This window comes from Streptomyces sp. ISL-66 (assembly GCF_018614135.1).
GTDB lineage: Bacteria > Actinomycetota > Actinomycetes > Streptomycetales > Streptomycetaceae > Streptomyces.
In genome coordinates this window covers 38,761-64,785 of sequence record NZ_JAGGOW010000006.1, presented here as the reverse complement: position 1 = coordinate 64,785, position 26,025 = coordinate 38,761, and the positions used below count along the sequence as shown (strand labels likewise).

Genomic DNA, 26,025 nt, shown 5'->3' with positions numbered 1-26,025 from the left:
CGCGCGTCCTTGCGCTGCACCGGATCCCGATCGATCGTTAAGGCCGTTCGGTCACGCACTGATCGGACGTCATACTACGTGCGAATCAAGACAGTTGAAGAAGACCGCGGAGGAGATCGCGGGTCTGGCCGGGGTCCGGGCAGTCCGCCTGGAGGCGGAGCATCGCCCGCTCGTACTGCCTCACTTCCTCCTCCTTGTCCAGGTAGAGGGCACTGGTGAGCTGTTCCAGATAGACGACGTCCTGGAGCTCGGAATCGGGGAATCGCAGCAGCGTGAACGCGCCGCTCTCACCGGAGTGGCCGCCGAAGGAGAACGGCATCACCTGCAGCTGCACGTTCGGCCGCTGCGAGATCTCGATGAGGTGCTCCAGCTGACCGCGCATCACCTCGCGGTCGCCGTAAGGGCGGCGCAGCGCGGCCTCGTCGAGGACGGCGTGGAAGACCGGGGAGTTCTCGGAGACCAGGACCTTTTGGCGCTCCAGGCGCAGCGCGACGCGGCGGTCGATCTCGGCGCGGCCGGCGCCGGGCATGCCGCGGCTGACGACCGCCTGGGCGTAGGCCTCGGTCTGCAACAGGCCGTGCACGAACTGGACTTCGTAGATGCGGATGAGGGAGGCGGCGCCTTCCAGACCGACGTACGTCTGGAACCAGCCCGGCAGTACGTCTCCGTAGCTGTGCCACCAGCCGGCCACGTTGGCCTCGCGGACCAGGCCCAGGAGCGACTCCCGCTCCGCGCCGTCCGTGACTCCGTAGAGCGTGAGGAGGTCCTCGACGTCTCTGGCCTTGAAGCTCACCCTTCCCAACTCCAAGCGGCTGATCTTCGATTCGGATGCGCGGATCGAGTAGCCGGCCGCCTCCCGGGTGATGCCGCGGGATTCCCGGAGTCGCCTGAGCTGTGAGCCCAGGAGAATGCGGCGCACCACAGAACCACTGGCTTCTGCGGTCACTAGTCCTGCCCTCCCCATGCGTTGGATGGCTCGCGTCGCAGGGGCCCCCGTGCCCCTCAGGGCCCGCAGTCTGCCACCAAAACGCATCGGTCCGTACTCGTTCTGTAACGGAATCCCCCCTGCCGCAAAAGAAGTCCGCACGTATGCGTAGGAAGAAATGAGCAAGAACCGTCACGGGAGCGGACAGGTCCGGCGCGTGCACGTGCATCTGCCCTTGCATCCGGCTTCGGCATTCGGAACCATGGTCCCGCGCACCTGCGTGCCCCGCAGTTCTTTCGAATCCCGGGAGTGCCTCGCATGGGGACGAATGGATCGACCATGCTCGAGCCGTTACGGCAGGGACTTCCCCCGGTCGACCCCACGGCTGTCTCCGGGTCCGCCTCGTGCGCACTGCCCGCCCGGTTCGACGCGGTACGCGGAGCACGCACCTTCACGCGTTCCACGCTCGCCCAGTGGGGCCTCGACGAGCGCTTCGACGACGTCGCGCTGGTGGTCTCCGAGCTCGTCACCAACGCGCTGCGGCACGCCCTTCCGGACGATTCCCGCCCTGGCGGCGGGGGCGGCGAGGCCGAGCTGCCCCCGGTACGGCTGCACCTGATGCGGTGGAGCACCCGGCTGGTGTGCGCGGTGCGGGACCCCAGCGAGGACCGGCCCAGCGGCAGCTTCGCGCCGGCCGAGACGGAGCAGAACTGCGACCTGGAATCGGGGCGCGGGCTGTTCCTCGTCGACTCCTACAGCGACAGCTGGGGCTGGCATCCGCTCGCGGGGCGGCTCACCGGCAAGGTGGTCTGGGCGCTGTTCTCGCTCCAGGACTGAGCGGGGCGCGCCTGCGCCACATCCCTCACATATACGACAACCGGCCGGGATTGATCATTGCGATCAGTCCCGGCCAGTGCACGTGCATGGCTTGTTTCCCGGTGCTGGGAAGTAGTTTTCAGCTGATCAGGTGATCGAACTCGCCGTCCTTGACACCCAGCAGCAACGCTTCTATCTCGGCCGGCGTGTAGACGAGTGCCGGTCCGTCCGGAAACCGCGAGTTGCGCATGGCGACGTCGCCGCCCGGCAGCTTCGCGAACTCCACACAGGAACCTTGTGAGTTGCTGTGTCTGCTCTTCTGCCAGGTCACACCGTCAAGCTCTGCAGCTGCCATCCCGTTGTACGCGTGGTCCACAGGAAGCCCCCGGATAGTGCAGATGTCAACTGCACGGGATCATAGCTCTGTTCATGAACAGCTGCACGGGCAGATGCACGTGCACGAGGCGCGGGGCCTTGCGGCGCCTAGTTCCCAGGCCCGCCGCGCAAGGCCTCGGAGACCTCGTCGAGCGAGTCCAGCAACTGCTGCGCCGCCCCGCGCAGCACGCTCGGCGCCGGGGCGTCCCAGGCCGCCAGTACCGCGCGGACCGCGTCCCACCGGGGCACCTTGCGCTCGCGGACCGCCTTCGCGCCCGCCTCCGTCGCCGTGCGCAGCGCCTGCGCCAGGGCGGCGGCGGCCGGGTCCGGGGGCTCGGCCCGGTCCGGGAGGTGCGCCTCCAGCAGCATCGCGTGACGGCCCATCGCCGCCAGCGCGTTGCCCGCGTCGTCGGCCGCCGCCCGCGAGATCCCGCGGTGGCGCACCGGCTCCCCCGCGGCCCGGTCCACCGCCTCCTGCCAGGCCATCCGGGCATCACGGACCTCCAGCAGGGCCGCCCGCACGTCCCCGCGCCGGGCCCCGGCCGGGTCGGCGTACTGCCCGAGCACGGCTGCCGCGTACCGGCCGCCGGCCGCCAGCCAGTCGGCCAGCCGGGTCCGCAGCCGGGGGGTTTCCCAGGCCGGGTAGACGGCGTAGGCGGCCATCGCGAAGAGGCCGCCGAGGAGCGTGAGGGCGACCCGGTCGGGCACCGTCTGGTCCCAGCGCACGCCTCCCATGCCGAGCAGGAAGACGACGTACGCGGAGACGAAGACCATCGCGACGGCGTACCCGGTGCGCATCAGCGTGTACATCAGCCCCGCGCTGATGACGGCGAGCAGCCCCGAAAGGTACATCCCCGGATGCGCGAGCTGGACCACCGCGGTGGCCACGAGCACCCCGACCAGGGTGCCGCCGAAGCGGGCGACGGCCCGGGTGTAGGTCTGGGTGAAGTCGGGCCGCATGAGCATCACCGAGGCCATCGGGGCCCAGTAGGCGTGGCCGAGCGGCAGCGCGTGGCCGATGAGGTAGCCGGAGCACGCCACGGCGCTGACGCGCACGGCGTGCCGCAGGATCGGGGACCCGGGGCGCAGCTCGGCCCGTACGGACGCCAGCACCATCGGCGCGAGCTGCCACAGCGTGGGCCGCAGCATCGCCTCCTGCGGCTCGGCGGTGCGCCCGGAGCCGGGCTCGGCGGTTTCCAGTACGTCGTCCAGCAGGGCGGCGAGCCGGTGGGCGGCCCGCAGCGGGGCCCCCCGGAACAGATCGGCGGTGTCGGGCGCCTTGAGGACCGCGAGGGCCGGCGCGGGCAGCCGTACGGGGTCCCCGTGCCGGATCGCGTGCGCGGCGGCGTCCAGCACCGACCCGGCCGCGGCGAGCAGCTCCCGCACCCGGTCCCGCGCCGGGCCCTCCCCCGGCGCCCCGACCGCCGGGTCGGCCAGCGAGGCCAACACCGGCCGGATCCTCCCCCAGACTTCGTCCGGGGGGACCCCCGGGCGAGCCCCCGCGCCCCGTGCAGCTCGGCGGGACGGCGGCGGGCCTGGCGGACCGTCACGGTCGCCGCGTCCCGCGCCCGCATCAGCGGCTGCGGGTCGAAGGAGGCGACCGGGTCGTGGCGCAGCCGGCGCGCGTAGTCGGCCTCGGCGGCGAGCGCGTCGGCCAGGGCGTCGCGCTGGGCGCCCCAGCGGCGGACGGGAAAGAGGACGATCAGCAGGGCTTGGACCACGCCGCCGGCGGCGATCAGTGCGGCGTGCCCGGCGGCCTGGGGCACGGAGGTCGGCAGGGTGACGGTGACCAGCATGATCGCGACGTTGCGGGAGGCGATCATGCCGGCGGTGGGCCCGGCGGCCCACATCAGACCCGCCGCGAAGCACCAGGCGGCGAGCAGCAGCATGAAGGCCAGGACGTGCGAGGACCCGACGAGGTAGCCGACGAAGGTGGAGACGGCCAGGGTCAGCCCGGCGGAGAGGGCGAGGACGGGACGCGGCCGCCAGCTCTTCTGGAAGGTGGCGATGGCGGCCATGTACGCGCCGAAGGCGGAGCTCGCGGCCGCGCCGGGCCCGAGGAGGGCGAGGCTCACGCCGACGACGAGCGCGAGGCCGACGGCGGCGCGCCCTCCGCACCGGTACCCGTAGGCCACAGCCCGCACCGGTACCCGTGCCCGGCGCCCGCCCCGCACCCACCCCCGCAGACCTACACCCCGTACCCGCCCCGCCCCGCCTGGGCTAGCTGCGCAAGGGCCGCCGGCTGCCGTCCGCCATGTGCGCGCGGTCGGCGGCCGCCGTGCCGTCCTCCCAGCCCGCGAGGTCGGTGGCCCCGCGCAGCCGGGTCGTGGTGGTCCGGGGGAACATCTCGTCGGCCCGCGAGGTGACGGCCACGTCCCGGGCGACCAGGGCGGGCAGGTTGTCGGGCGCCTCGGCCGCCGTGTGACCGGCCGTCTCGGCGAGCCGCTGGCCGAGCCGGCTCGCGTAGGCGAGCAGGAAGGACTGTCTGAAGGTCTTGGTGCGCTTGCGCCCGCCCGCCCGCTGACCGGCCTCGGCGCGGGTCATGGCGGCCGTGCCCTGCACGAGCAGCGAGGTGTAGAGCAGCTCCACCGCCTCCAGGTCGCTCGCGAAGCCGACGACGGTGGAGAACTCGTAGGCGCTGTTCCACACGGACCGGCAGCGGTTCGCGCTCGCCACGGCGTCCAGCAGCACCGCCTTGGCCTCCTCGTACGGGGCCTCTACGCCGATCCGGCACGCGCCGGGGATCTGCTTGACGCCCGTCTTCACCGCGAGCAGGGCCTCGTCCACGGTGTGCCGGGCCATCAGCTCCTGGGCCTTGGCGCTGAGCGCCTCCGCCTCCTCCGGGAAGGTGGTCGCCTCTGCCTTCGCGAGGAGCGCCCGGATCCGGCCGAGCATGCGGGGTTCGATGTGGGCGTGTTCGAGCACGTCGGTGGCGTCCCCCGGCAGGGGGCCGACCGGCTCGATGGACGGCAGCCGGATCAGCAGCCGGAAGACCTCCAGGACGGCCCCGGCCAGAGTGAACCGGTCGGTCCGCTCCCGCTCCGCGAGCCGCTCGCCGTAGCGGGTGTCGTCCCCCCACCACGCCTCGGCGTCGGTCCAGCGCTCGGGCAGCCGCGCGTAGCGCCGCGCCTCGGCGACGACCAGGTCCTCGGCGATCCGCACGTGCACCTGCTCCAGGTCCCGCCGCACGAGCCGCAGCACGTCCCCGGGCCGCCAGCCCCGCTCCCACGCCTGGCGCACGTACGCCTCCCCGCGCACGAGCAGCGCCTGCCCGACCCCGGCCCACCGATCACCCTGAGCGACGAGCATCGACGCCCCGGCATCCAGCCCGGCGTCGTCCTGGGTGTACAGCGCGGCCTCACAGGCCCGCTCGACTATGTCTCTCACGCCTTCAGCTTGGCACGCCCACCGAGGCGCCCCATGCCGCCTCAAACACAAGCCCACCGCCGCGCCCCATGCCGCCTCAAACAGAAGCCCACCCCACCCCCCGCCGGCACTCGAAGAAAGGCCACCCCAGACCCGCGCCAAGCCTCGAGGCACAGGCCCACCACTCCAGCCCCGCCGGCGTTTGAGGCGCAGGCCCGGCCGGAGCCCGGAGCACGGGAGCATCCCGCCTCCCCGACGCCGGGGGTCCGGGGCGCAGCCCCGAAGGGTCCGGGCGGAGTCCGGGGAACGGGCGAAGGGCGGGTAGGGGACAGCCCCCGCAGGGCACGGCAGAGCCACCCGCCGCAGGTCCCACCACTGTCAGACCCCGGTGGGACACTCGCACCCATGACCGAGCACACCCCCCGGTGGGCCCTCGCCGAGGACGCCGACGGCCGCTGGCACGCCGCGCCCCTCGACGCCCCCGCGAGCGGCCCAACGGGCGGAGCCACGGGCAGCACACCGGGCGGAGCCACGGGCGGAGCCACCGGCGGAGCCAAGGCCCCCCGCCCCACGGCCACCGGCACCGTCACCGCCACCGACCCCGCCGACGCCATCCGCGCCGCCCCCGCCGGCACCCGCTGGGTCTGGCGTTCCACCGCCGCCGTCTACCCCCGCCTGCTCGCCGCCGGCGCCCGCGTGGACCGGTGCCACGACATCGAGGACGCCGAGCTGCTCCTCCTCGCCCACGAGGGCCGCCTCGGCGAACCCCGCTCGGCGGCCGCCGCCTTCGCCCGCCTGACGAACGCCCCCGTACCGCCCGACCCCCCGCAGCGCGCGGCGGAGCCCGGCACGCAGAACTCCCTCTTCGACCCCCAGCCCGCGCCCGTCCCCCTCGACGCGCTCATCGCCATCCACGCCGACCAGGCGAAGCGGGCCGACGCCACCGCCCACCCCGCCCGCATGCGGCTGCTCATCGCCTCGGAGTCGGCCGCCTTCCTCGTAGCCGCCGAGATGAACCGCGCGGGCCTGCCCTGGCGGGCCGACGTCCACCGGGCACTGCTCACCGAGCTCCTCGGCGAGAGGTACGCGGGCGGCGGCCAGCCCCGGCGGCTCGCCGAGCTCGCCGACACCGTCTCCGCGGCCTTCGGCCGGCGCGTCCGGCCCGAACTGCCCGCCGACGTCATCAAGGCCTTCGCGGAGGCCGGTTTCAAGCTGAAGTCCACCCGTCGTTGGGAGATCCAGGAGCTCGACCACCCGGCCGTGGCGCCGCTCCTCGAATTCAAGAAGCTGTACCGGATCTACACCGCCCACGGCTGGGCCTGGCTCAAGGACTGGGTCCACGACGGCCGTTTCCGCCCGGAGTTCATCCCCGGCGGCACGTTCACCGGCCGCTGGGTCACCAACGGCGGCGGCGCCCTGCAGATCCCCAAGGTGATCCGCCGGGCCGTGGTCGCCGACCCGGGCTGGCGGCTCGTCGTGGCCGACGCCGACCAGATGGAGCCCCGGGTGCTCGCCGCGATCTCCCGGGACCCCGCCTTCATGGAGGTGGCCGGCCGCCCCGAGGACCTGTACGCCTCCATCTCCCGCCAGGGCTTCTCCGGCGACCGCGAGAAGGCCAAACTCGCCGTGCTCGGCGCGGTGTACGGGCAGACCTCCGGGGACGGCCTGAAGAACCTGGCCGCGCTCCGCCGCCGGTTCCCCCGGGCCGTGGCGTACGTGGACGACGCCGCGAAGGCGGGCGAGGAGGGCCGGCTCGTACGGACCTGGCTGGGCCGGACCTGCCCGCCGCCGGCCGGGGCCGCTGACGCCGAGGAGGCCCCCGACGGCTGGGTTCCGAGCTACGCCTCGACCGACGCGCGGGCGCGGGGCCGCTTCACCCGCAACTTCGTGGTGCAGGGCAGCGCCGCGGACTGGGCGCTGCTGCTGCTCGCGGCCCTGCGTCAGTCGATCGCGGCGGCCGGGATGCGGGCCGAGCTCGTCTTCTTCCAACACGACGAGGTCATCGTCCACTGCCCGCTGGAGGAGGCGGATGCGGTGGTCGCGGCGATCCGCGCGGCGGGCGACCTGGCGGGCCGGATCACCTTCGGGGAGACACCGGTCCGCTTCCCGTTCTCGACGGCGGTGGTCGAGTGCTACGCGGACGCGAAGTAGCCCGGACCACCGCCGGAACCGGAACCGGAACCGATGCCGGAACCGGAACCGAGCCCGGGCCCGGCCCCAGTCCCCCAGCTCAGTAACCGAACTCGGTCCACTTCGGGCTCGTCGCGATCTCCTTCAGCCGCTCCATCGTGAGCGCCGGGTCCGGCCGGGTCGGCGCCCCCTTCAGCGTCTTGGTGTTGTACGCCGACACGATCACCCGGGTGCCGTTCTTCCGGAGCACCTCCACGCTCCACCAGTCCGCGCCGGCCGACTCGCCGCGCCGCTGGTGGGTCACGATCTTCGTCCCGTCCGGCAGCGTCTGCGCACCCACGAACAGCTCGTTCCACATCCCCGGGCGGTTCTTGCTGTCGGGCTGGATCTGGAGGGAGGCCAGGGACTGGCCCTTGCCGTCGTCGAGCACGAGGTAGCCGAGCTCCGCGTCGAAGTCCTCCTTGCTGACGACCGGGATCCCGTACCCGCTCAGCAGCTGCTCCATCGCGTCGGCCGCCTTCGGCCCCGGCGTCCTGGGTGTCACCGGCTCCGCGGGCGCGGCCGGCAGGTCCGTCAGGGCGGGCAGCCACAGCGGGGAGGTCGTGAAGGTCTTCAGCTGCGCGAGCGTCAGCGGAGGCGTGCTCCGGGTGGTGGGCTTGCCCTTCTCGGCGGGCGCGTTGAACTCCTGCGCATCGACCAGGTACCCCTGCGGGGTGACCATCGTGGCGCGCCAGTTCTTCGTGTCCTCCCGGCGGTCGGGGTATTCGTAGCCCTGGAAGAGCTTGAGCGTCGACCCGTCCGAGAGCTTCTCCGAGGTGCAACTGTCGTAATCGAGGAAGGTCCTGGACGGGCACTGCACCATCTGGGCGGCCGTCTCGCCGTTCGGGTCCACGCGCGAGAGGCCGACGCCGATGAAGCTCTTGCCCTTGCCGTCGTCGAAGACCCCGCTCACCATCGGTCCGGTCAGCTCGGCCGTGCCCCGGGCCGTGGTCTCGGTGACCGTGCCGCCCGGCAGCAGCTGCTTGAGTACGCCGACCAGCTGATCGGCGGTGACGGCCCCGCTGCCGACCCGGTTCTTCGCCGCCTCGTCGCGGCCCTCGCCCGACTTCGGATTCCCCGGCGCCGACGGGGCCGACGCGGTGGGCGAGTTCGGCGTCGGGGCGGTGGCCACGTTCGAGGGGCCGCCGGAACCGTCCGAGCCGAACAGGCCGCCCGTGTAGGCGCCGGCCGTGCCGATCACCGCCAGGGCGAGCGCCGATCCGCCGACCACCGCGGCCCGGCGGCGGGCCACCAGCCGCCGTCCGCGCCGTTCGCCGGCGCCGACGAGGTCGCGGCCGTCCGCCGTGAAACCGTCCCCCACACGCCGGAGGGCTTCGCCGAGCTCGTCTTCAAAGGGCATGCGGAATCAAGCCTTCCGTGAAGAGGTGTCATGGAGTGAGGAATCTGGGACTGCGGGGACTACGGAGACTGCCGGGACTACGGCTGGGACTCCGGGCGGGGCGGCCGGGTCGAGCGGGCAAAAGCCGCCCCGACGACGCCGTGACCCAACGGCTCAGTGACTCAGCGACTCAGCGGGGCGCGAATTCCGCGAGCGAGCCACCCAGCCGCTCCCGCAGCCGGACCAGTGCCCGCGAGGAGCGGGTCCGAACGGCCGCCGAGCTGACGTTCATCGCGTCGGCGGTCTCCTCGACGCTGCGGTCCTCCCAGTACCGCAGCACCAGTACCGCCCGGTCCTTCGGCGCCAGCGCGCCCAGCGCTTGCAGCAGGGTCAGCCGCAGTGCCGGATCACCGGCGCCGACCGCCACCGGTGCGCCCGATTCGGGGAACTCCCCGACCGGGCGCTCCCCCGAGGACCGGCGGCGCTGGTGCGTCAGGAAGGCACGCACCAGCACGGTTTGGGCGTAAGCGGCGGGATTGTCTATGCGGCTGATCCGGCCCCAGAGCAAGTACATCCGCCCCAGGGTCTCCTGGACGAGATCTTCCGCGAGATGGGTGTCCCCGCTCGTCAGCAGGCAGGCGGACCGGTACAAGTGACCCGATCTGCCCTCCGCGAAGTCGCGGAACCCGTCCCTGGAACCCTGCCGCATCCGCTCCCCCTCGCGCCCGCCTCACTCCAACGACGCGATGGCGGCACCGGAATGTTTCAACCTTCTTCAGACGACCTAGACGTCCGCGTCCGCGTCCACGTCCACGTCCACGTCCGCGTCCGCGTCCGCGCCTGCTCCCGCTCCCGAACCCGCTTCGGCGAGGTCGTGGAAGTAGACGTGGAACTCCTCCCGGACGAAACCCTCCGCCTCGTACAGGCCCTGCGCGACGCGGTTGTCGTACGCCGTCTCCAGTTGTACGCCCGCCACCCCGGCCTCCCGCGCCCGGCGCAGCACCTCGCGCAGCAGCGCGCGGCCCGCGCCCGTACGGCGCCCGGGCGGGGTCACGTACAGGTCCCCGAGCAGCCACGACGCCTGCATGGAGAGCGAGGAGTACATCGGGTAGACCTGCGTGAAGCCGACCGCGCCCGCGCCCGGGACCTCGGCGAGCAGGATGAACGAGTCGCCTCCGCGCAGCCGTTCCGCCAGGAAGGCGCGCGGCCGGTCCGGGTCCGTGACCTCCACCTCGTAGAACTCCAGGTAGCCGCGGAACAGCTCGGCGGCGACGTCCAGATCCGCCTCGCCCGCCTGCCGCAGGACCACCTTCGCCCCGTCCGGGCCGCCCTCCGGCGCCCGTACCCCGCCCCGCGTCGTCCGACCGTCCATGTTCGGCTCTCTCCCTCGTCCACTCCCGCGCGCCGAACCCATTGTGCGATGCGCGGAGCGCAGGTCAGGCCGCGCGGTAGGCCCGTAGGAACGCGGCGACTCCGCCCGTCACCAGGCGGTCCACTTGGGGCCGCGGGATCGGGAGGACCCCGTAGTGGGAGAGCTGGAGGATGGGCTGCGAGGTCAGGGCCATGAAGTGCGTGCTCACCAGCGCCGCGTCACCGTGCAGGTCGAGCAGCCCGGCGGCGGCCAGGCCCGCCATCGCGTCGGCGAGGGCGCGGCCCGCCGGGCCCGGTCCGGCGTTCGTCCAGGCCTCCAGGACCTCCGGCGGCACGTGGTCGGCCTCGGCGTGGATGTGACGGACGAGCGCGAAGTGGTCCGGATAGTCGGCCATGAGCCCGATGAACGCGTGGGCCAGGGCGACCAGGTCGCGCTCCACGTCGTCGGGGCGAGGCGGGCGTGCGGGGTTCAGGATGGCGTCCATCATGGCGATCTGCGCGTCGCGCACGCGCGTGGACGTCCAGGTGACGACGGTCGCGAAGAGCATCGCCTTGCCGCCCGGGAAGTGGTTGTAGAGCGTGCGGGTCGAGACGCCGGCCGCGGCGGCGAGCGCGTCGACCGAGGCGCGGGCGTAGCCCTCGCGGCCGAAGACCGTGCAGGACGCGCTCGCGATGGCGATCTGCTTCTCCAGCTTCCTGGGGCTGCCGGTACTGCCGGTACTGCCGGTACGGCTATTGCCGCCGCTCCTGCTGCTGCCCGCACTCACTTCAACCTCCACACAAGAAGTACAACGGCCAAGAAGTACAACGGCCGTTGCATTTTTTACAACGCCCGTTGTAGTTTACCGGAGGAGCAGCCGCACCGAGCGGTCGCCCACCACCGAGGGGGACACCACCACCATGCCCGCACCCGACTCCACCGCCACCACCACGACCACCACGACCGCCGCGGCCCCGGCCACCGCCACGGCCCTCGCCGCTCACGAGAACGCGCCGCTGCGCGTGGCCGTCATCGTCGGCAGCGTCCGCGAGGGCCGCCAGGGCCCCGCCGTCACCGAGTGGTTCCTCCGCGCCGCGCAGACCCACGGCGGCCTGGACATGGACGTCATCGACCTCGCCGGCATCGACCTGCCGCTGGCCATGCCCGGCTGGGGCGGCGCGCCGAGCGCGCGGGCCGCCGCCGCGCTGGCGGACGTGACCCCGCGCCTCGCGGCCGCCGACGCCTTCGTCGTCGTCACCCCCGAGTACAACCACAGCTTCCCGGCCGCCCTGAAGAACCTCATCGACTGGCACCACGCGCAGTGGCACGCCAAGCCGGTCGGCTTCGTCTCCTACGGCGGACTCGGCGGCGGCCTGCGCGCCGTCGAGCAGCTCCGGCTGATCTTCGCCGAGCTGCACGCCATGACCGTGCGCGACTCCGTCAGCCTGCACGGCCCCTGGTCGGGCCTCGGCGAGGACGGCGCCCCGCGCGACACCGCCGTGGCCGAAGGCGCGGTCAAGGGCATGATCGGCCAACTGACCTGGTGGGGACGGGTCCTGCGCGCCGCCCGCACGACCCGCCCGTACCAAGGCTGAGGGCCACGAAGATGCGTACGCCGCAGGCCCCCTCCGGAGCGGACCCGACCCGGAAGCCGAACCCGGACCCGCACCCGCACCCGCACCCGCACCCGCACCCGACCCGGAAGCCCACCCTCGCTCCCCCCAATCCCCCCACGCCACCCACTCTCCGCCAACTCCACCGCACCGCAACGGTGGTGATCGTCGGCTCGGTCATGTCGGTCCTCGACATGACGATCGTCAACGTCGCCCTGCACCGCCTCTCCGAGGCCTTCCACTCCTCCCTCGAGACGATCCAGTGGGCCGCCAGCGCCTACTCGCTCGCGCTCGCCGCCGTCATCCCGACCGCCGCATGGGCGATGGGCCGGATCGGGGCCAAGCGCACCTACCTCACCGCGCTCACCCTCTTCACCCTCGGCTCGCTGCTCGCCGCCTGCGCCTGGGACGCAGGCAGCCTGATCGCGTTCCGTGCCGTACAGGGCCTCGGCGGAGGGCTGTTGATGCCCGTCGGCATGGCGATGGTGATGCGTGCCGCGGATCCGGCCCGGCTCGGGCGGGTGATGGCGCTGCTCGGCCTGCCCATCGTCGTCGGCCCGGTGCTCGGACCGGTGCTGGGCGGCTGGCTGATCGACGCCGCGTCCTGGCAGTGGATCTTCCTGGTCAACCTGCCCGTCGGCGCGGCCGCACTACTCCTCGCCGCAAAGCTCCTGCACCCCGACGGGCCGCACGACGGCGCCGCGACCACCCCCGGACCGCACGTCCCCGGGCCGGACGTCTCCAGGGCAGACGCCCCCAGGCTGGACGTCCCCAGGCCGGGCACCCCCAGGCCGGACATCCCCGGGCCGGACGTCCCCCGACCGGGCACCCCCAGGCCGGACATCCCCAGGCCGGACGTCCCCCGACCGGGCACCCCCAGGCCGGACATCCCCAGGCTGGACGTCCCCGGCCTGCTGATGCTCTCGCCCGGCCTCGCCCTCCTCCTCTTCGGACTGGCCCGGGGCGGGGAACACGGCTCCTTCGCCTCCCCCGACGCCCTCCTGCCGACCCTCGCCGGCCTCGTACTCATCGCCGCCTTCGCCAGGCGCGCGCTGACGACCCGTGAGCCACTGCTCGACCTGCGGCTGCTGCGCGAACGCCCCTTCGGCGTCGGGATCGGCACGCTCGCACTGTTCACCTGCGGTTACTTCGGCTCGATGCTGCTCGCGCCGATGTACTGGCAGCAGGCGCGCGGCCTGAGCGCGACGGCGGCGGGCCTGCTGGGCGCGCCCGTCGGCCTCGCCGTCGGCCTCACCATGCAGATCGCCTCGCGCCGCATCGACAAGGTCCCGCCGCGCCGGCTGATCCGGACCGGCATCGCACTGGGCGCGCTCGGCATGGCCCTGACCGCGCTCCAGGTCGGTTCGCCCGACGTCGCCGCCTGGAGGGTCGTCGGCGCGTCGGTCGTGATGGGCGTCGGCACGGGCATGGTCCTGCTCCCCACGATGACGACCGCGAGCCGAGGTCTCCCGAAGCAGCGCATGACCGCGGCGAGCACCATCCTGAGCATCAACTCCCAGATCTGGGCCTCGATCGGCACGGCCCTGATCTCGGTCACCCTGGGCGCGACGGGCCTCACCCCCACGGGCTTCCGCACCACGTACGCCCTGGCCGCCACCCTCCTGGCCCTCTCCCTCCTCCCGGCCACCTTCCTCCCCCACCGCAGCCCCTCCCGAGCGCCGCGATAAAGCTCACGCACGAGCACGAGCACGCGACCGGCATCCGAGAGGCCAGGACCACGGGAAGTCAGCTCAACAGGCGGGGCGGGCCGTAGTCCTTCTCGATCTGACGGCATGCGCCGCCGATGCGGATGCCGCTGTCGTGGAGTGTGGGGCGACGGACGTCCTCGCGGACGGTGTGAGCCCGCAGACAAGGGCTGACAGCCCCTCCGCTCATGCACCGCGCACGCACGAGATCAGCATCCGGATGCGACGGTAACGGGTGGTCAGCATACCAATCTGCTGATCACTCTTCGTAGTGGACTGCCTCGCGAGACAGAACCCCTAGCCGATGACGGGAGTTCCGATCTGCAGACACACTCCGCCAGAAGGGGAAACCGACGGGCAAGCTGTTTACAGCCCGGATCATTGCCGCTCTCGCCACCACGGCCACACTGGCCGTCTTACCTCCCGCCGAGGCACACGCCGGTGCAATCGGCTCTACGCCCGTCGCCGGCTTCGACTACCAAGTCGGCGGTGTCACCATGACGGTTCCGACGGGCTGCATGTTCACCCACATCATCCGCGGCGACGGCAAGAAGATCACCTATCAGAACGCCGGCGTCGACTGCGGCTTCGTCGGCGCGCTCAACGCCGGCTTCTGCAACTGGCGCATCGACTTCACCTACGCGGACACCGACAACAAGACCTACCGCACCTCTCGTGGCAAGACGCACACCGAGTGCGAGATCCACCCCATGCGCGACAACGCGCCCCAGACGCTGCCCCGCTACGGCAGGGCGTGCGCGCATCTCAACATCAACGGCACGCGCCGGGTCAGCCAGTGCCACCACATCACGAAGTGAGCCGCACATGACCACCCAGCCCACCCGCGAAGACCCCACATGGGAAACCAAACGCCGCCGCGCCGGCATCATCGCCTTCCTCGCCGGCGCCGTCGCGTCCTTCGCCTTCTTCGCCTTCTTCCCCGGGCTCCCCCACGTCATCGACTGGGGTGCAATCCTCGTCTCCCTCGCCGTCGGCGGACTCGCCCGCTGGGCCTGGCAGTCCCACATGACGAGAAAGCACACCGGCGGCGGGCAGACCCTCTGATCGTCCGGGGAATCGCGATCGCACCGCCGCGATTCTGTTGCGGCTGTACCGTCGTCGACGACCCTGCGTTCTGTACCTGAACACGCTGCGGGATCTACTGATCCGGATAGCCCACGCTGAACTCGTACGTCTCGCCGCACGGGTGATGTTCTCGATCGTCCGGAACGAGATGGCCTCGTAGGGCCGGCCCCAGCACTCCCCACCGGCCTTTGGCCGATGACCCGCGTCCCGTCACTCACGCAGGAGCCCCTCCGGCATCAGCCCGAAGGAACCCCTGCGTGAGCGGAAATAGCAAAACCCCCAGGTCACGGCGAGTGAGTCCTGGGGGTTCTACAGAGCCGCCTTCGGGATTCGAACCCGAGACCTACGCATTACGAGGCCCCACAAGATCATCCTGCCCAGTGCCGGGCCGTGCCACCAAATCCTGTTTCCCCAGGCCAGGAAGGTACGGCCCGGCCCCCGCGTGCCACCCAATCCACCCTGTGCCACCCCGTCCGCTCACGCACCGCTCACGCAAGCAGGGCTTCCTCAGATCTGACCGAGGTCGACCTGCACCGGGAAGGGAGCCGACACCTTGACGACACCGGTGAATACGTCCCCGTCCCGGTAGGCCCTGGTCGCATGGTCGAGAACATGGGTGTACACGAGGGGGACGCCGGTCGCGGCCTGCTCCACCCGCCAATAGAAGGCAATGCCGGACTTGGCGTACTGGTCCGTCTTCACGATCCGATCGGTGGTCTCCGAGCCCGGTGAGACAACCTCGACAACCAGCAGCACGTGCTCCGGACGGGTGGGTGTGATGTCGATCGTGTCCGCGCGATACACGACGACATCGGGACGTCGATTGGTGAGCGGGACGTCCTGAAGCCGGACGTCGAAGTCGGTATCGGCGTTCCAGTCCGGCCCCGCGGCGGCGTCCAGAACGTTCGCCAGGATCCGAGCCAGTCGGTTGTGGCGCTTGGACGCACTGGGACTCACAACGACCATCCCGTCCACGATCTCGATTCCCGCACACTGCTCCTCGGACCAGGAGTCGTACTGCTCCGCCGTGATCTGTTCGTGCATCCACGCAGGGGCTGCCATCTCGGCAGTCATGACGCACCTCCTGGACACCATGCGGGCGGGCCGGATCCCGCTGGGTTCAGCGTACTGTCCCTGCGCGTCCGGCACGCTGGACCTGCCGGGGCCCGACTTCGCCGGCGCCCTACCGGTACCACGCGCGTCAGCCGAGGTCCGAGAGGAGTTCGGGCAGCAGTCGTTCCTCCATGACCGCCTGTCCCGACTCCCTCAAGGCGGAAGCGAGGACGGGGTCCCAGGGGCTGGAGGCGGGCGGTCCGGTCAGCGGAGTGGACTCGCCTCCCGCCAGGGCGCTGCGGTAGTCGACGGCGCTCATACGCCAGGGCCGGGCACCGTGGCGCTCCACGGCGGCGGCGGTGATCCGCAGGCCGGTCCAGTCGAAGTCGGCGCGCCAGTGCAGGCGGGCGCCGGACCGGGCGGCGTCGGCGAGGAGCTTGTGACAGGCGGCGGAGGGCATTCCTTCGGTGCAGACCAGGGCCCCCGCGCGATCTCCGAGCTCGGCCGCAGCCACACGCAGCACGGCCGGGTTCTCGCAGACGTGGATCTCGCGGGCGGCAGGGACTACGTCGGCGGCTGTCAGCTGGTGGAGGGTGAGGCGGAAGGGGATGCCGAAGCTGGTGGCATCGCGCAGCCAGTCGCACACCACGTCGTCGCCGCGGGCACCGATGTTGAGGACGAGGACCTGACTGGCGAGGTCGTCGGCGACGGCTCCGGCGCTCTCCCACAGGGTGCGGCGTCCGGCCCGGTCACGGGGAACATGGCCCGGTCCGGCTCCGCCTGCCGAGGCGCGCTGGGCGACGGCGCGCAGGACGAGCTGTTCGAGGGGGCCGCCCGGCAGCAGGGCCTTGGTGTCTCCGGTGGCCCACTCCGCGAGGACGGGCAGCGGGAGCAGGCCCCGGTCGGCGTCACCGCATACCCCGGGGAGTTTCTCCAGGACGCGGGCTGCTGCCTGAAGCAGGCCGCCGTCGCCGCGCCGCAGGAGGCGGGTGAGGGTGCCGTCGACGGCGATCTGTTCCAGCCAGGCCGGGTACCAGTCCAGGGCGGCGAGGGGTGAGGCGTGGGCGGCTTCGAGGGCCTGCGCGCGGGCGGACGCCTCGTCGGCGCGCTCGGCCGGCCGGTCGCGCAGGGGTCCGTGCAGCCCGCCCAGGGTCTTGAGCAGGCCGGTTTCGTAGCGTCCGTGAAGGTAGGCGTCGAGGTCGGCGAGGGGGACGGTGAGGCGCTTGGCGGTTTCGGGTCGATAACGGCCGGTGACGCCGATGACGGTGCGGCGTTCGGCTTCGGTGGGGGCGGTGAGGCCGATGTCGCCGTCGAGGACGCCGCCGGTGCGCTCCAGGCGGCGGCGGGCAGCGGCGAGAAGTCGCTGCCAGCCCTCTTCCTGGAGTTCGGTGTATGACGGCGGGGACGGCTGGTCAGTCGACAAGCTGGGCCTCCTGTTCCCGCCGGTCCTGTCGGCGTACGGAGCGGATGCCCGGTGAGCCGAGCATGCTGCCCAGGGTGCCGGTGTCGTCGGCGTGCAGGCGCTCGCCGTCCCACAGGAGCAGCAGGGCGGAGACGGTGTGGTCGACGGCGGAGTGCGCGAGGTCGTAGTGGGCGGCGGCACGCACCGCGCTGTGCACCGCCCACAGGTCGTATCCGGTCATGAACAGGTCGAGGTCGAACTGGGCGGCCAGATACATGAGTTCCCCGCGCCCGGTGTCGTCGACGCCGGCGAATGCCTCGTCGAGGGCGAGCAGACGCGGGGCGTCAGGGTGCGCGGAGTTGAGCATGGCGTGGGCGGCGGCGAACAGCGGCAGGTGCAGGGAGACGGACTGTTCGCCGCCGGAGAGGCGGCTGTGCCGGGCCCGGGTGAGGCGTTCCTCGTCACCGCCGGGACGTACCAGCTGGAAGGCGAACTGGCGCCAGCGCCGGTAGTCCAGGACCTCGCCGAGCAGCTGCCGGTAGGGGGTCTCGCGCTGCCGGGCGCGGGCGTTCTTGATCTGCGCGGCGAAATGGGTGCGCATGCGGGCCAGCTTCTCGGGGCCGAGGCGGGCGGCGTCGGCGTCCAGGAGGGCGCAGACGGCACGCTGTTCGTCGTCGAGCCCGTCGGCGAGCAGCCAGCTGACACCGACCGTGGTGCCCGAGGACATGCGGCGCTCGCGCATGTCGGTGTTCATGCGGCGGATCAGGTCGCGGGCGTCGACGGTGCGGTCGTGGATCTGCTGCGCGAGGCGAGTGAGCAGGGCGTCCTCAAGAATGCGCTGCTCGGAGTCGGAGAGAAGTTCGGCCTGGTCACGGCGGTGGGAGGCGATCTTCTCGGCGAAGGAGGCGATGGGCAGCGGGCCCTGTTCGTCAGCGACGGTGACGGTGATGACGCCGCTGGAGCTGTCCCAGGCGGGCTGGTAGTCCTGCCCGGCGGCGGCGAGATGGGCGTGCAGGTCCTCCAGGGCCGTGGTGAGGCGGGTGACCGACTGCTTGACGCTGGACTCGGTGGGCGCGAGTTCACGGGTGGCGTTCAGGATCGCCTCGTGGACGGTCACGGCCGCCGGCGGCAGACACTCGCCCGTCCAGTCGGCCTCCTGAGCGGGCCAGGCCAGGCCGGGCGGGCAGCGCAGGAGGTCGAGGAGCTCGCGGGCCGCGTACGGGGCCAGGCCGCGGGCGGTGTCCTTCTCCTCGGTCACGGCCACCCGCAGGGCTTCGGCGGCGGCGGTGCGGCGGGCCTCGGCGGCGGCCAGACAGCCGATCGCCTCATCCTTGGCGGCGCGGGCGGCGTCCGTCTCCCGCCCGGCGGTCTCCAGGTCGTTCTCGGTCTCCTCGACGCGGGCCATGACCTGCTGCGCCTCGGCGCCGACGGCCTCGCGCAGCGCCTGGAGCCCGGCGGCCTCCTCGGCGTGGCGGCGGCGGGCGGCGCGTTCGGCCTCGGCGGCGGCCTCCTCGTCCTCGGCGGCGGCCGTGAGCCGGTCCACGGCGGCGGTGGCGGTCTCGGTCTGCCTGGTGTGCTCTCGACGCCGGGTGGCCAGTTCGCCCGCCTCCCGTTCGAAGGCGCGAGTGGCGGACTCGGTGTCGTCGGCGTCCTGGACGGTGACGCCATGCTCGGACTCGGCGCGATGCAGGGCACGTAGGGCGACCGCGCAGGCGGCCTGCGTCTCGTCATAGACGGACTGGGCGGCATCGGCGGCTGCGCGGGTGGCGCGCAGGGCTGCGACGGCGCGGTCCAGGGCGCGCAGGTGCGGGGCGAGGGCGGCGGCGCGGGGCAGGGCGGCGCGGGCAGTGTCGTACTCCTGTCGGCTCTCCTCGCAACGGGACCCGGCCTGCTCCAACTCATCTAGTTGGAAAGCCAGTTCAGCCAGGCGTGCGTCGCAGGCGGCGATGCGTGCGGCGCGGCGGCGCATCCGGGCGGTGGCTCCGACGTACTCGGCGTGCGGTTTGCTGTGGGAGCCGATGAGGATTCCGGCGGCGTAGCGGCCGTCCGTGCAGACGGTGGTGGCCGCGCCCGCCGTCTCGGCGACGGCGACCGACCTGAGTACGGCGGTGATCCGGGCGGCCGGGATGACCGTACCGGTCTCGGGGCGCAGCAGGTCGGCAAGGCTGGGTCCGTCGACGGGGGTGGTGGCGCGCAAGTATCCGTCGCCGTCACCCGTGGGGGGCTCATCGGCGGTGACGAGCGCGTCGAGCAGGCCGGAGGCCTCCAGGGCCGCCTCCACGCCCGCGCGTTCCGTGTCGTCGAGGCCGTCGGCGAAGTCGACCAGCTGCCACAGGGGGAGAGCGCCTTCCAGGCCGTCACGGTCGGCGGTGCGGCCGCGGGCGGCCGGCGGTGCGTCGTCGTGTTCGGCGGCGATCCGGGTCCGTTCGGCCTCGGTCTCGGCCCGGCGGGCCTCCAGCGTGCCGAGCTCGCCGCGCAGGGCGGCGAGCCGGTCGCGCAGACCCTGGACGGCGGGGGCGGTGGCCTCGGTGAACAGGTCGGTGAGTGCGGGGGTGCCGGCTTCCGGGCCATCCGGTCCGGCGGCGGCGTCGAGGGCCTGCGCGAGCAGCTCGGCGGCGCCTTCGGGCAGCAGCGGCCCGTACTGGTCCTGCCACCGTCCGAGTTCCTCCCGGGCCCGCGTGTGGGCGGCGCCGAGCGCGTCCTGGGCCGCTCGCTCCTCCGTCTCGGCGGCCCGGGCCGCCTCCTGGGCGCGCTCCTGTCCGGCGCGGGCCGCGTCCCGGCCGCGCTCGGTGTCCCGCAGGCGTACCGCGGCGGCCCGTACCGCCCGTACACCTTCGTGGCGGGCGGCGGCGCGGGCCGAGGCGCGTGTCGCAAGAACGGAGGGGACGGCGTCGGCAGGAGTCCAGGGAATGCCGGCGCGGTGCGCGTGGTCGGCGAGAGCAGCGGCCGAGCCGCTGACGGCGGTGGCGAGTTCGGCGGCCACCTGCCCGGCACGTTCGGCCTCGGCGCGGGCCCGGCCGGTGGCGGCGGTGCGGCGTTCACGCTCGGCGGTGGCCTGCCGGGCTGTCTGTTCGCAGGTGCGCACCAGGCGCTCCAGATCGGCGAGCTGTTCGACGGCCTGGTAGGCGGCCGAAGAGCGCAGCTGCTCCAGGCGGGCGCGCAGCGCGGCGAGCGCGGACTCGGCCTCGTCTGCCCGTGCTCCGGCCGCCTCGCGCTGCTCGCGGGCCTCGTCGAGCTCCGTTTCCGACGTGGCGTGGGCGCGTTCGCGCTCGCCACTCTCCGCCCGCCGGGCGCTGAGCCTGTCGGCGGCGACGCGGGCGTTGACCCGCAGGTACGTCGAATACGCCGCGAGGAAGGACCGGGTGGCCTCGTCGGCGGCGACCAGGCCCTCCAGGGTGCGCTGCACGGACTCCATGTCGTCGAAGGAGCGGGCGGCCTCACCGATCAGGTCCTCGTCCACCGGGCGCAGGCCTTCGGTGAGAGTGTCGGAGAGCTTGGCCGGGTCGAGGTTCTTGGCGAGCTGCGGGCGGCGCAGCGTGAGGATGAGCGTGAGCAGCTGTTCGTAGCGCTCCCGGCCGAGGCCGAACAGACGTTGGTCGACGGCGGTGCGGTAGTCCGTGGCCGAGGCGACCACCTCCGCGCTCAGCGGGGCGAGTTCGGCTGCCAGCTGCTTCTTCGTCAGCGGCCGGTCGTCGTCGGTGAGCAGTGAGAAGTCCTCGCCGACGCGGCCGTCAGCGACGAAGTGCCAGCGGGCGGGGGTGTCCCGGTGCTTCTGGGCGTGCAGGCCGATGCCGCAGGTGACGGCCTGCCCGGTGACGCGGTGGGTGAACTCGATCCATACGTAGCCGAGCGCACCCTCCTGCCCGCGAAAGAGCAGGTTGGACTTCATGGTGCGGTCCTCGGCGGCGAACGGGTTGAGCCGCTTGGGGTCGATCCGCCCGTCCAGGACGAACGGGAAAAGCACCTCGAGGGCCTTGGTCTTGCCGGATCCGTTGGGGCCGCGCAGCACCAGCCAACCACCGGCGAAGGAGAACTCCTCGTCGCGGTAGTCCCACAGGTTGACGATCCCGGCGCGGGTGGGAACGAACCGGGGCTGGAGGTCGGTGGGCGGGGTGCTCACTGGGCGGGATCCTTCACGTCGTCTGCGGGGAACAGGGCGTCGGGTGCCCCTGCTTCGGGGCTGTCGGTGCTCCCGGTGCTCCCGGAGCTTTGGGTGGTACGAACGCGGGGGCGCGCCTTCACCTCAGCCGTCACCCCGCGGTAGCGAGCCAGCAGCGGCAGCGCGAGAACCCCGCCCACCACCCGCACGACGAGCGACATGGCGGCCAGCAGGTCCAGGGCCTCGTCGAGGAGCCGGTCGGGGTCGCCGCGCAGGTCGGCGGCGAACCCGGCACCGTACTGCTCGGTGATCTCCTTGGTCCGGGCGCGCAGCCAGGAGGTGGTGATGAAGGGGTAGCGGACCTCCAGGGCGGCCGACCCCCCGTTCTCCCCCTCCGTCTCTTCCTCCGTATCCTCCCGATCTGCCGTGGCCTGTTCGAACACACCCTGCGCGGGGAGAGCGAGGTCGATCCGGCCGGCCCGGTCCGCGAGGCGTTCGGCGGCACTCGGCGCGGGCAGCAACTCGGGCGCGTGCCGCCCGGTGCGCGCCGCGGCTTCGCTGATCCGCGCGCCGAGCAGCAGGGCGGCCTGCGCGACGGTGCCGCCGCCTGGGAACCGCGTATCGGAGAGGCGTCCCGAGGTGTCCACCAGGGCGATGCCCTCCGCACGCCGCTCGACGGTGAGACCGGTAAGGCGGGTGAGGTCCTCGGCGAGCGCGGGCGCACGCAGCTGGCCGGTCAGCTCGGGGTCGGCGTCGGCGTAGTAGGCGACCGGGTGCTCCAAGACCAGCCGCCTCGCCCGCCGGGACGCGGAGAGCCGCTGGGCCCGGCGCCCCTCGGACAGACTCCGCGCACCCGCGGAGTCCAGCAACGCGGTCACCGACGTGACGTGCTGGAGGACGCGGGTGGGCTGGTGGACGGCGGTGAGCACCTCCCGGTCGATGTCGTACAGCGCCTCGGCCCGCTCCGGATCGGAAACCCAGGAGGCGGCCGAGCCGTCGGCCAGGCGCAGCGCGCCACGTTCGGTGAGCCAGCTGACGGCGTCGACGAAGGCGTCCCGGTCGTGCTTGCGGCCGGTGTCCAGGCCGAGCCCGTCGATGCGGGCGGCGTCGGCTGCGACGGCGTCGGCGAGTTCGCCGAGCGCGACCTGCGCGCCGTGCCGGCCCAGCGCGGCCAGGGTAAGGGTGAGGTAGGCGTAGCGGCGGCGGTCGAAGGGGCGACCGGACCGGCTGAGCGCGGGTCGGGTGGGGTCCAGTTGGTCCTGTGCGCGCTGGAGGCGGGCGGTGTCGGCGGTGGTGATCAGCCGGTAGCCGAGCACCTCCATCAGATCGGTACGCAACTGCTCTGCCCAGCGCCGCACGGTCGCCAGCGCGCCGCCGTCCGGGTACACCGGCGTGATCAGCGGATGTCGCAGCACGAGACGTACGGCCTTCTGGTAATCGGCCAGTTCCAGGGCCGATACGTTCTCGGCGACGCGCGTACTCATTCGGTGACCTCCAGGCGCAGTCCGTCCAGGTGCAGGTCGCCACGCACGGTGCGCACCGTGGTGAACGCCTCTTCGGGCCCCGTCGGAAGGAGGGTGAGCCGCACCCCCTGCGCCGAGCCGGAGGCCGTCGGCCCCGCGACACCCCGGGTGACCGGCACCCGCGCGGCGAGCGCCACGTCCATCAGGGAGAGCAGTGCGCGGGTCTCGGCCTCGTCCAGGACCCTGCCGTACGCGCCGTCTCGGGCCAGCGAGAGCGCCGCCCCCCGGCGCTCGGCCTGCTCCTTGATCTGCGCGGCCCGTAGCCAAGCCCGCTCGGCGTCATTGCGCTCGATCCGTCCCGGCCCCTTGAGGGCAGGGGTGCGGCCGGACTGCACCAGGGTGCGGGCCAGCTCCACCGGCTCGGCCTCCCACCACGAGGTACGCCCGGAGATCAGCTCGGGGTCCGGATAGGGGACGGCGATGTGCCGGGGCGCACCGAGCCCGAACACCGCCTGGAACAGGGCATGCGCGTCGTCTTCGCTGACACATGAGGTGAACCACTGGGCGAGGTGGCGCAGCTGGCTCTCCCGGCTGACTCCGCCGCGCCGCGCTTCGGTGACGCGCCGCAGCAGCGCGAGGACCGAGCGGATCGCGGTGACCGTGGCGTCCTGCAGCCGCTCGGCCTCGCTGTGCTCGCGCTCCCCGAACCAGTGCACGATGCCGCCCCACCGCCGCCGCCAGTCGTCCAGACGGGCGGCCGGGGTCCGGAAGAGCCGCTCGTCGGCCTCCGCGGCGTACTCGACCATCCGGTCCACGCCGCTGGCCGCGGCCTTCTCCACCGCCTCGGCGAGCAGCGGGGCGTAGCGCCCGAGTTCGGCGGTGAAGTCCCGCATGTGCGCGAGCAGCGCGTCCTTGTGCGCGAGGAACACCTCGGGCCGGGTGTCGTTGGTCCGCGCCAGGTCGCCGAGCATCAGATAGAAGCGGGCAGCCCGCTGCGCCATCTCGTTCAGCACGGAGTCCAGGCGGCCCAGCTTCCGATAGACCTCCTCGGCGTCGCCCGCGGCGTTCGCCTCGGCAAGCGAGGCCAGGTCGGCGAGGATGTCGGGGAAGACGAGCCGGGAGAGCTGCGCGTCCTCGATGGAGGCACCGAGCACGTCCTCCACCGCCCGGTAGGCCCGGTATCCGGCTTGAGTGAACTGGTACACGTAGTGCCGGTTGCGGTACTCCGCCAGGTTCGCCGCCCGCGTCCCGTCGTAACTGCGTTCCAGGACACGCCACTCGGCGAGCGCGTCCAGCAGCGGCTGCACGTCGCCCACGGCCGCCCCTGGATGGTCCGCGACCAGCCTGCCCACCAGGGCGGCCACGTCGGAAGCGTGAAGCAGCACCTGATAGTTGACCCGGCCCCTCTCGAAGGCACGCAGCAGCCACAGGTACTCGTGACGCTTCTCGGCAGCCGCGAAGTGGAAGAGCCGCAGCCGGTCGTCGAGGGTGAAGGCATCGATCCCAAAAGCACCCTCGTCTCCCTCCTCCGGGGGCACGGAGCCTGTCGGCACAGCCGGGGGCGGGGCTAGGGAATCATCACTCACGGGTGTCAGCGGCTTCCTCGTACGACGGGACGGAACCGGCGGGACGGGGCCGGGCCCGACCCCAGTCTGCCGCCCGGACCCCCGGCTGGGGAAACCCCGCTCAACGAATCCATCAGCGCAGGTAAACTACGCGCCCGCCCCGATCCTTCCCCTCACTGCGGGACGACTCCGAAACAGACGCCGGCAAACGCGACCGGAAGAGAAACCCGAGCGCGTACGCGCAGACGGGCATCCCGGTGCACCTGCTGGTCAACCGGTACAGCGAACCCGGTGCTGCGGGTGATGTGCTTGATCGCCTGGAACGAAACGCCTCCTGGAGTCGGCCGCCGCCCTCCGCGCCGGCCAGTAGTTCAGAGTCAATTGCTCTGACCGGCGCTCACGCATGCTCACGCACGGGGCTCCGAACCCCGGCCGCCGCATGCCCACATGGGTAAAGGGCATGAAAAAGCCCCAGGTCACGGCGAGTGAGTCCTGGGGCTAATCCGAGCCGCCTTCGGGATTCGAACCCGAGACCTACGCATTACGAGCTCAAGATCCTTTGTGATGGGGGGTGCCAGTCGGTACCGGCGAGTGACAGAACATGCAGGTCAGAGCGGGTCACTGCATGTTCGAGTGTCAGCCGGTACCGACTACTCCAGAGCCGTTCGGCCTCACGATGGCCACACGGCGAGCCCCTCCATCAGCCCCTTTGCCCGGCGCCCGAAGGATTGGGAGGGGTTGCGCGGTGAAGCCGATGTGAGGCCATCGGCACCGGACACACCAGAGGGGCCGCACGGCTTGCGCCGTGCGGCCCCTCACCACTTCCTCAGTCCTGCGCCGCCCCGCTCGCGTCGGGCCGCTGGGGACACTTCGAGGCTCGCTCCTGGCCGCCCGTGGGGGGCAGGGCGTTCAGGACGGCCTCAAGGGCTATGGCCCCGGTGTCCGTGATGTGTCTGTCGTCGAGCAGGATGTCGCGCTTACCAGCGGTGGCGCGACCTACTGCGGGTGCTTTGTCGTCGAGTCGGGTACGGCGGACGCGGTACAAGATGCCCCCCTCGTGGCATGGCCGAGTGCCCCGCTCGAACATATGCCCGAGGCAAGGCCCGCTCCACATTAGCGCCCATATCGCCGCAGGTCACGCGACTAGGACCCTGCGTGACGCTCATCTACGACCGTGATCGTTGCATCTTCAAGATCAAGATTCTTGAGCGCCTCCTTAACCAACGGAAGATCCTCCGGCCGTGTTCCTGGCTGGTAGGCAACGACGATGGAAACCTTCGGCGTTGACACGCCGAGGATGTCGCCGGCCGTCAAACCGACCCACTCGGCCGCCGCAGCTTTCCGCACCTCGACGGGATCGAGACCGGTCGCAGCCGCGACGGCGCCGACGATCCACTTGTCGTGCCGGTAGCTCTCGCCGTTCTTGATTTTCGCGAGGGTCGTCCACTGGAGCTTCTTGCCCGTCTCGGGGTCGACCGCCCGTTCGGCCACGCTTCGCAGGGTCGCGCCGGGGACGGCGAGCACCTCGCGAACCATGTCGGTGAAGGGCGTCGAGCTCTCGCCACCTATGGGGGACACGGGGTTTCTCATCTCCGTTCTTGTCGCAGAACGCGAACGATCTTATCTAACCAGCCACTACCCCGAAATGCACACCCGAGAACTGCGTTGACGTGCCGATTCGGCCATGACTACCGTTG

19 protein-coding genes and 1 pseudogene are annotated in these 26,025 nt (G+C 72.2%); 6 read left to right on the top strand and 14 right to left on the bottom strand.

Features of this window, described 5'->3' with window-relative positions; genetic code table 11:
- Positions 1–85: 85 nt before the first annotated feature.
- The gene (locus J7E97_RS01665) at positions 86–964 is read right to left on the bottom strand and encodes a helix-turn-helix transcriptional regulator (RefSeq protein WP_215021468.1); all 879 of its coding nucleotides are present in this window, start codon (positions 962–964) and stop codon (positions 86–88) included.
- A gap of 300 nt (positions 965–1,264) precedes the next feature.
- On the opposite strand from J7E97_RS01665, the gene J7E97_RS01660 reads away from it, so the two are divergent.
- Positions 1,265–1,762 (top strand): ATP-binding protein, encoded by a 498-nt coding sequence (locus J7E97_RS01660; RefSeq protein ID WP_251053584.1) that lies wholly within the window; start codon positions 1,265–1,267, stop codon positions 1,760–1,762.
- 118 nt (positions 1,763–1,880) lie between these two features.
- On the opposite strand, the gene J7E97_RS01655 is transcribed toward J7E97_RS01660, so the two are convergent.
- From J7E97_RS01655 to J7E97_RS01645, 3 genes and pseudogenes are all read right to left on the bottom strand, one after another.
- The gene (locus J7E97_RS01655) at positions 1,881–2,117 is read right to left on the bottom strand and encodes a DUF397 domain-containing protein (protein ID WP_112450436.1); all 237 of its coding nucleotides are present in this window, start codon (positions 2,115–2,117) and stop codon (positions 1,881–1,883) included.
- A 107-nt stretch (positions 2,118–2,224) separates the two neighbouring features.
- Positions 2,225–4,224, bottom strand: a pseudogene (locus J7E97_RS01650) (FUSC family protein); the annotation flags it as partial.
- 112 nt (positions 4,225–4,336) lie between these two features.
- Positions 4,337–5,503, bottom strand: coding sequence for a DUF2786 domain-containing protein (locus J7E97_RS01645; protein ID WP_215021466.1), 1,167 nt, complete (start codon positions 5,501–5,503; stop codon positions 4,337–4,339).
- A gap of 384 nt (positions 5,504–5,887) precedes the next feature.
- On the opposite strand from J7E97_RS01645, the gene J7E97_RS01640 reads away from it, so the two are divergent.
- Entirely contained in the window at positions 5,888–7,633 is a 1,746-nt protein-coding gene (locus J7E97_RS01640) for a bifunctional 3'-5' exonuclease/DNA polymerase (RefSeq protein ID WP_215021465.1), read from the top strand.
- A gap of 79 nt (positions 7,634–7,712) precedes the next feature.
- On the opposite strand, the gene J7E97_RS01635 is transcribed toward J7E97_RS01640, so the two are convergent.
- From J7E97_RS01635 to J7E97_RS01620, 4 genes are all read right to left on the bottom strand, one after another.
- A complete protein-coding gene (locus J7E97_RS01635; RefSeq protein WP_215021464.1) occupies positions 7,713–9,011 on the bottom strand; it encodes a hypothetical protein in 1,299 nt (432 codons plus the stop codon).
- Between the two features lie 169 nt (positions 9,012–9,180).
- Positions 9,181–9,699 (bottom strand): SigE family RNA polymerase sigma factor, encoded by a 519-nt coding sequence (locus tag J7E97_RS01630; protein WP_215021463.1) that lies wholly within the window; start codon positions 9,697–9,699, stop codon positions 9,181–9,183.
- A 75-nt stretch (positions 9,700–9,774) separates the two neighbouring features.
- A complete protein-coding gene (locus J7E97_RS01625) occupies positions 9,775–10,362 on the bottom strand; it encodes a GNAT family N-acetyltransferase (RefSeq protein WP_215021462.1) in 588 nt (195 codons plus the stop codon).
- A 64-nt stretch (positions 10,363–10,426) separates the two neighbouring features.
- Positions 10,427–11,128, bottom strand: coding sequence for a TetR/AcrR family transcriptional regulator (locus J7E97_RS01620; protein WP_308346195.1), 702 nt, complete (start codon positions 11,126–11,128; stop codon positions 10,427–10,429).
- Between the two features lie 133 nt (positions 11,129–11,261).
- On the opposite strand from J7E97_RS01620, the gene J7E97_RS01615 reads away from it, so the two are divergent.
- From J7E97_RS01615 to J7E97_RS01600, 4 genes are all read left to right on the top strand, one after another.
- Positions 11,262–11,936: an NADPH-dependent FMN reductase gene (locus tag J7E97_RS01615; protein WP_215021461.1), complete on the top strand. Its 675-nt coding sequence runs from the start codon at positions 11,262–11,264 to the stop codon at positions 11,934–11,936.
- An 11-nt stretch (positions 11,937–11,947) separates the two neighbouring features.
- On the top strand, positions 11,948–13,642 hold the full coding sequence (locus tag J7E97_RS01610) for an MFS transporter (RefSeq protein WP_215021460.1): 1,695 nt from the start codon (positions 11,948–11,950) through the stop codon (positions 13,640–13,642).
- A gap of 515 nt (positions 13,643–14,157) precedes the next feature.
- On the top strand, positions 14,158–14,478 hold the full coding sequence (locus tag J7E97_RS01605) for a hypothetical protein (protein WP_215021459.1): 321 nt from the start codon (positions 14,158–14,160) through the stop codon (positions 14,476–14,478).
- 7 nt (positions 14,479–14,485) lie between these two features.
- Positions 14,486–14,725, top strand: a complete 240-nt coding sequence (locus J7E97_RS01600; RefSeq protein WP_215021458.1) for a hypothetical protein — start codon at positions 14,486–14,488, stop codon at positions 14,723–14,725.
- A 528-nt stretch (positions 14,726–15,253) separates the two neighbouring features.
- Here the strand turns inward: J7E97_RS01600 and J7E97_RS01595 are convergent.
- The 6 genes from J7E97_RS01595 to J7E97_RS01570 all read right to left on the bottom strand — a co-directional run bounded on the left by J7E97_RS01595 (position 15,254) and on the right by J7E97_RS01570 (position 25,918).
- Positions 15,254–15,820 (bottom strand): Uma2 family endonuclease, encoded by a 567-nt coding sequence (locus J7E97_RS01595; protein WP_215021457.1) that lies wholly within the window; start codon positions 15,818–15,820, stop codon positions 15,254–15,256.
- Between the two features lie 127 nt (positions 15,821–15,947).
- Positions 15,948–17,222, bottom strand: coding sequence for a TIGR02679 family protein (locus J7E97_RS01590; RefSeq protein ID WP_215021456.1), 1,275 nt, complete (start codon positions 17,220–17,222; stop codon positions 15,948–15,950).
- The gene (locus J7E97_RS01585) at positions 17,212–21,321 is read right to left on the bottom strand and encodes a TIGR02680 family protein (RefSeq protein ID WP_215021455.1); all 4,110 of its coding nucleotides are present in this window, start codon (positions 21,319–21,321) and stop codon (positions 17,212–17,214) included. The genes J7E97_RS01590 and J7E97_RS01585 overlap by 11 nt, the downstream gene beginning before the upstream one ends.
- Complete coding sequence (locus J7E97_RS01580) at positions 21,318–22,784, bottom strand: TIGR02678 family protein (protein WP_215021454.1); 1,467 nt, start codon at positions 22,782–22,784, stop codon at positions 21,318–21,320. The genes J7E97_RS01585 and J7E97_RS01580 overlap by 4 nt, the downstream gene beginning before the upstream one ends.
- Complete coding sequence (locus J7E97_RS01575; RefSeq protein ID WP_308346191.1) at positions 22,781–24,301, bottom strand: TIGR02677 family protein; 1,521 nt, start codon at positions 24,299–24,301, stop codon at positions 22,781–22,783. Before J7E97_RS01575 ends, J7E97_RS01580 begins: the two co-directional genes overlap by 4 nt.
- Positions 24,302–25,471: 1,170 nt before the next feature.
- A complete protein-coding gene (locus tag J7E97_RS01570; RefSeq protein ID WP_215021452.1) occupies positions 25,472–25,918 on the bottom strand; it encodes a hypothetical protein in 447 nt (148 codons plus the stop codon).
- Between the last annotated feature and the right edge of the window lie 107 nt (positions 25,919–26,025).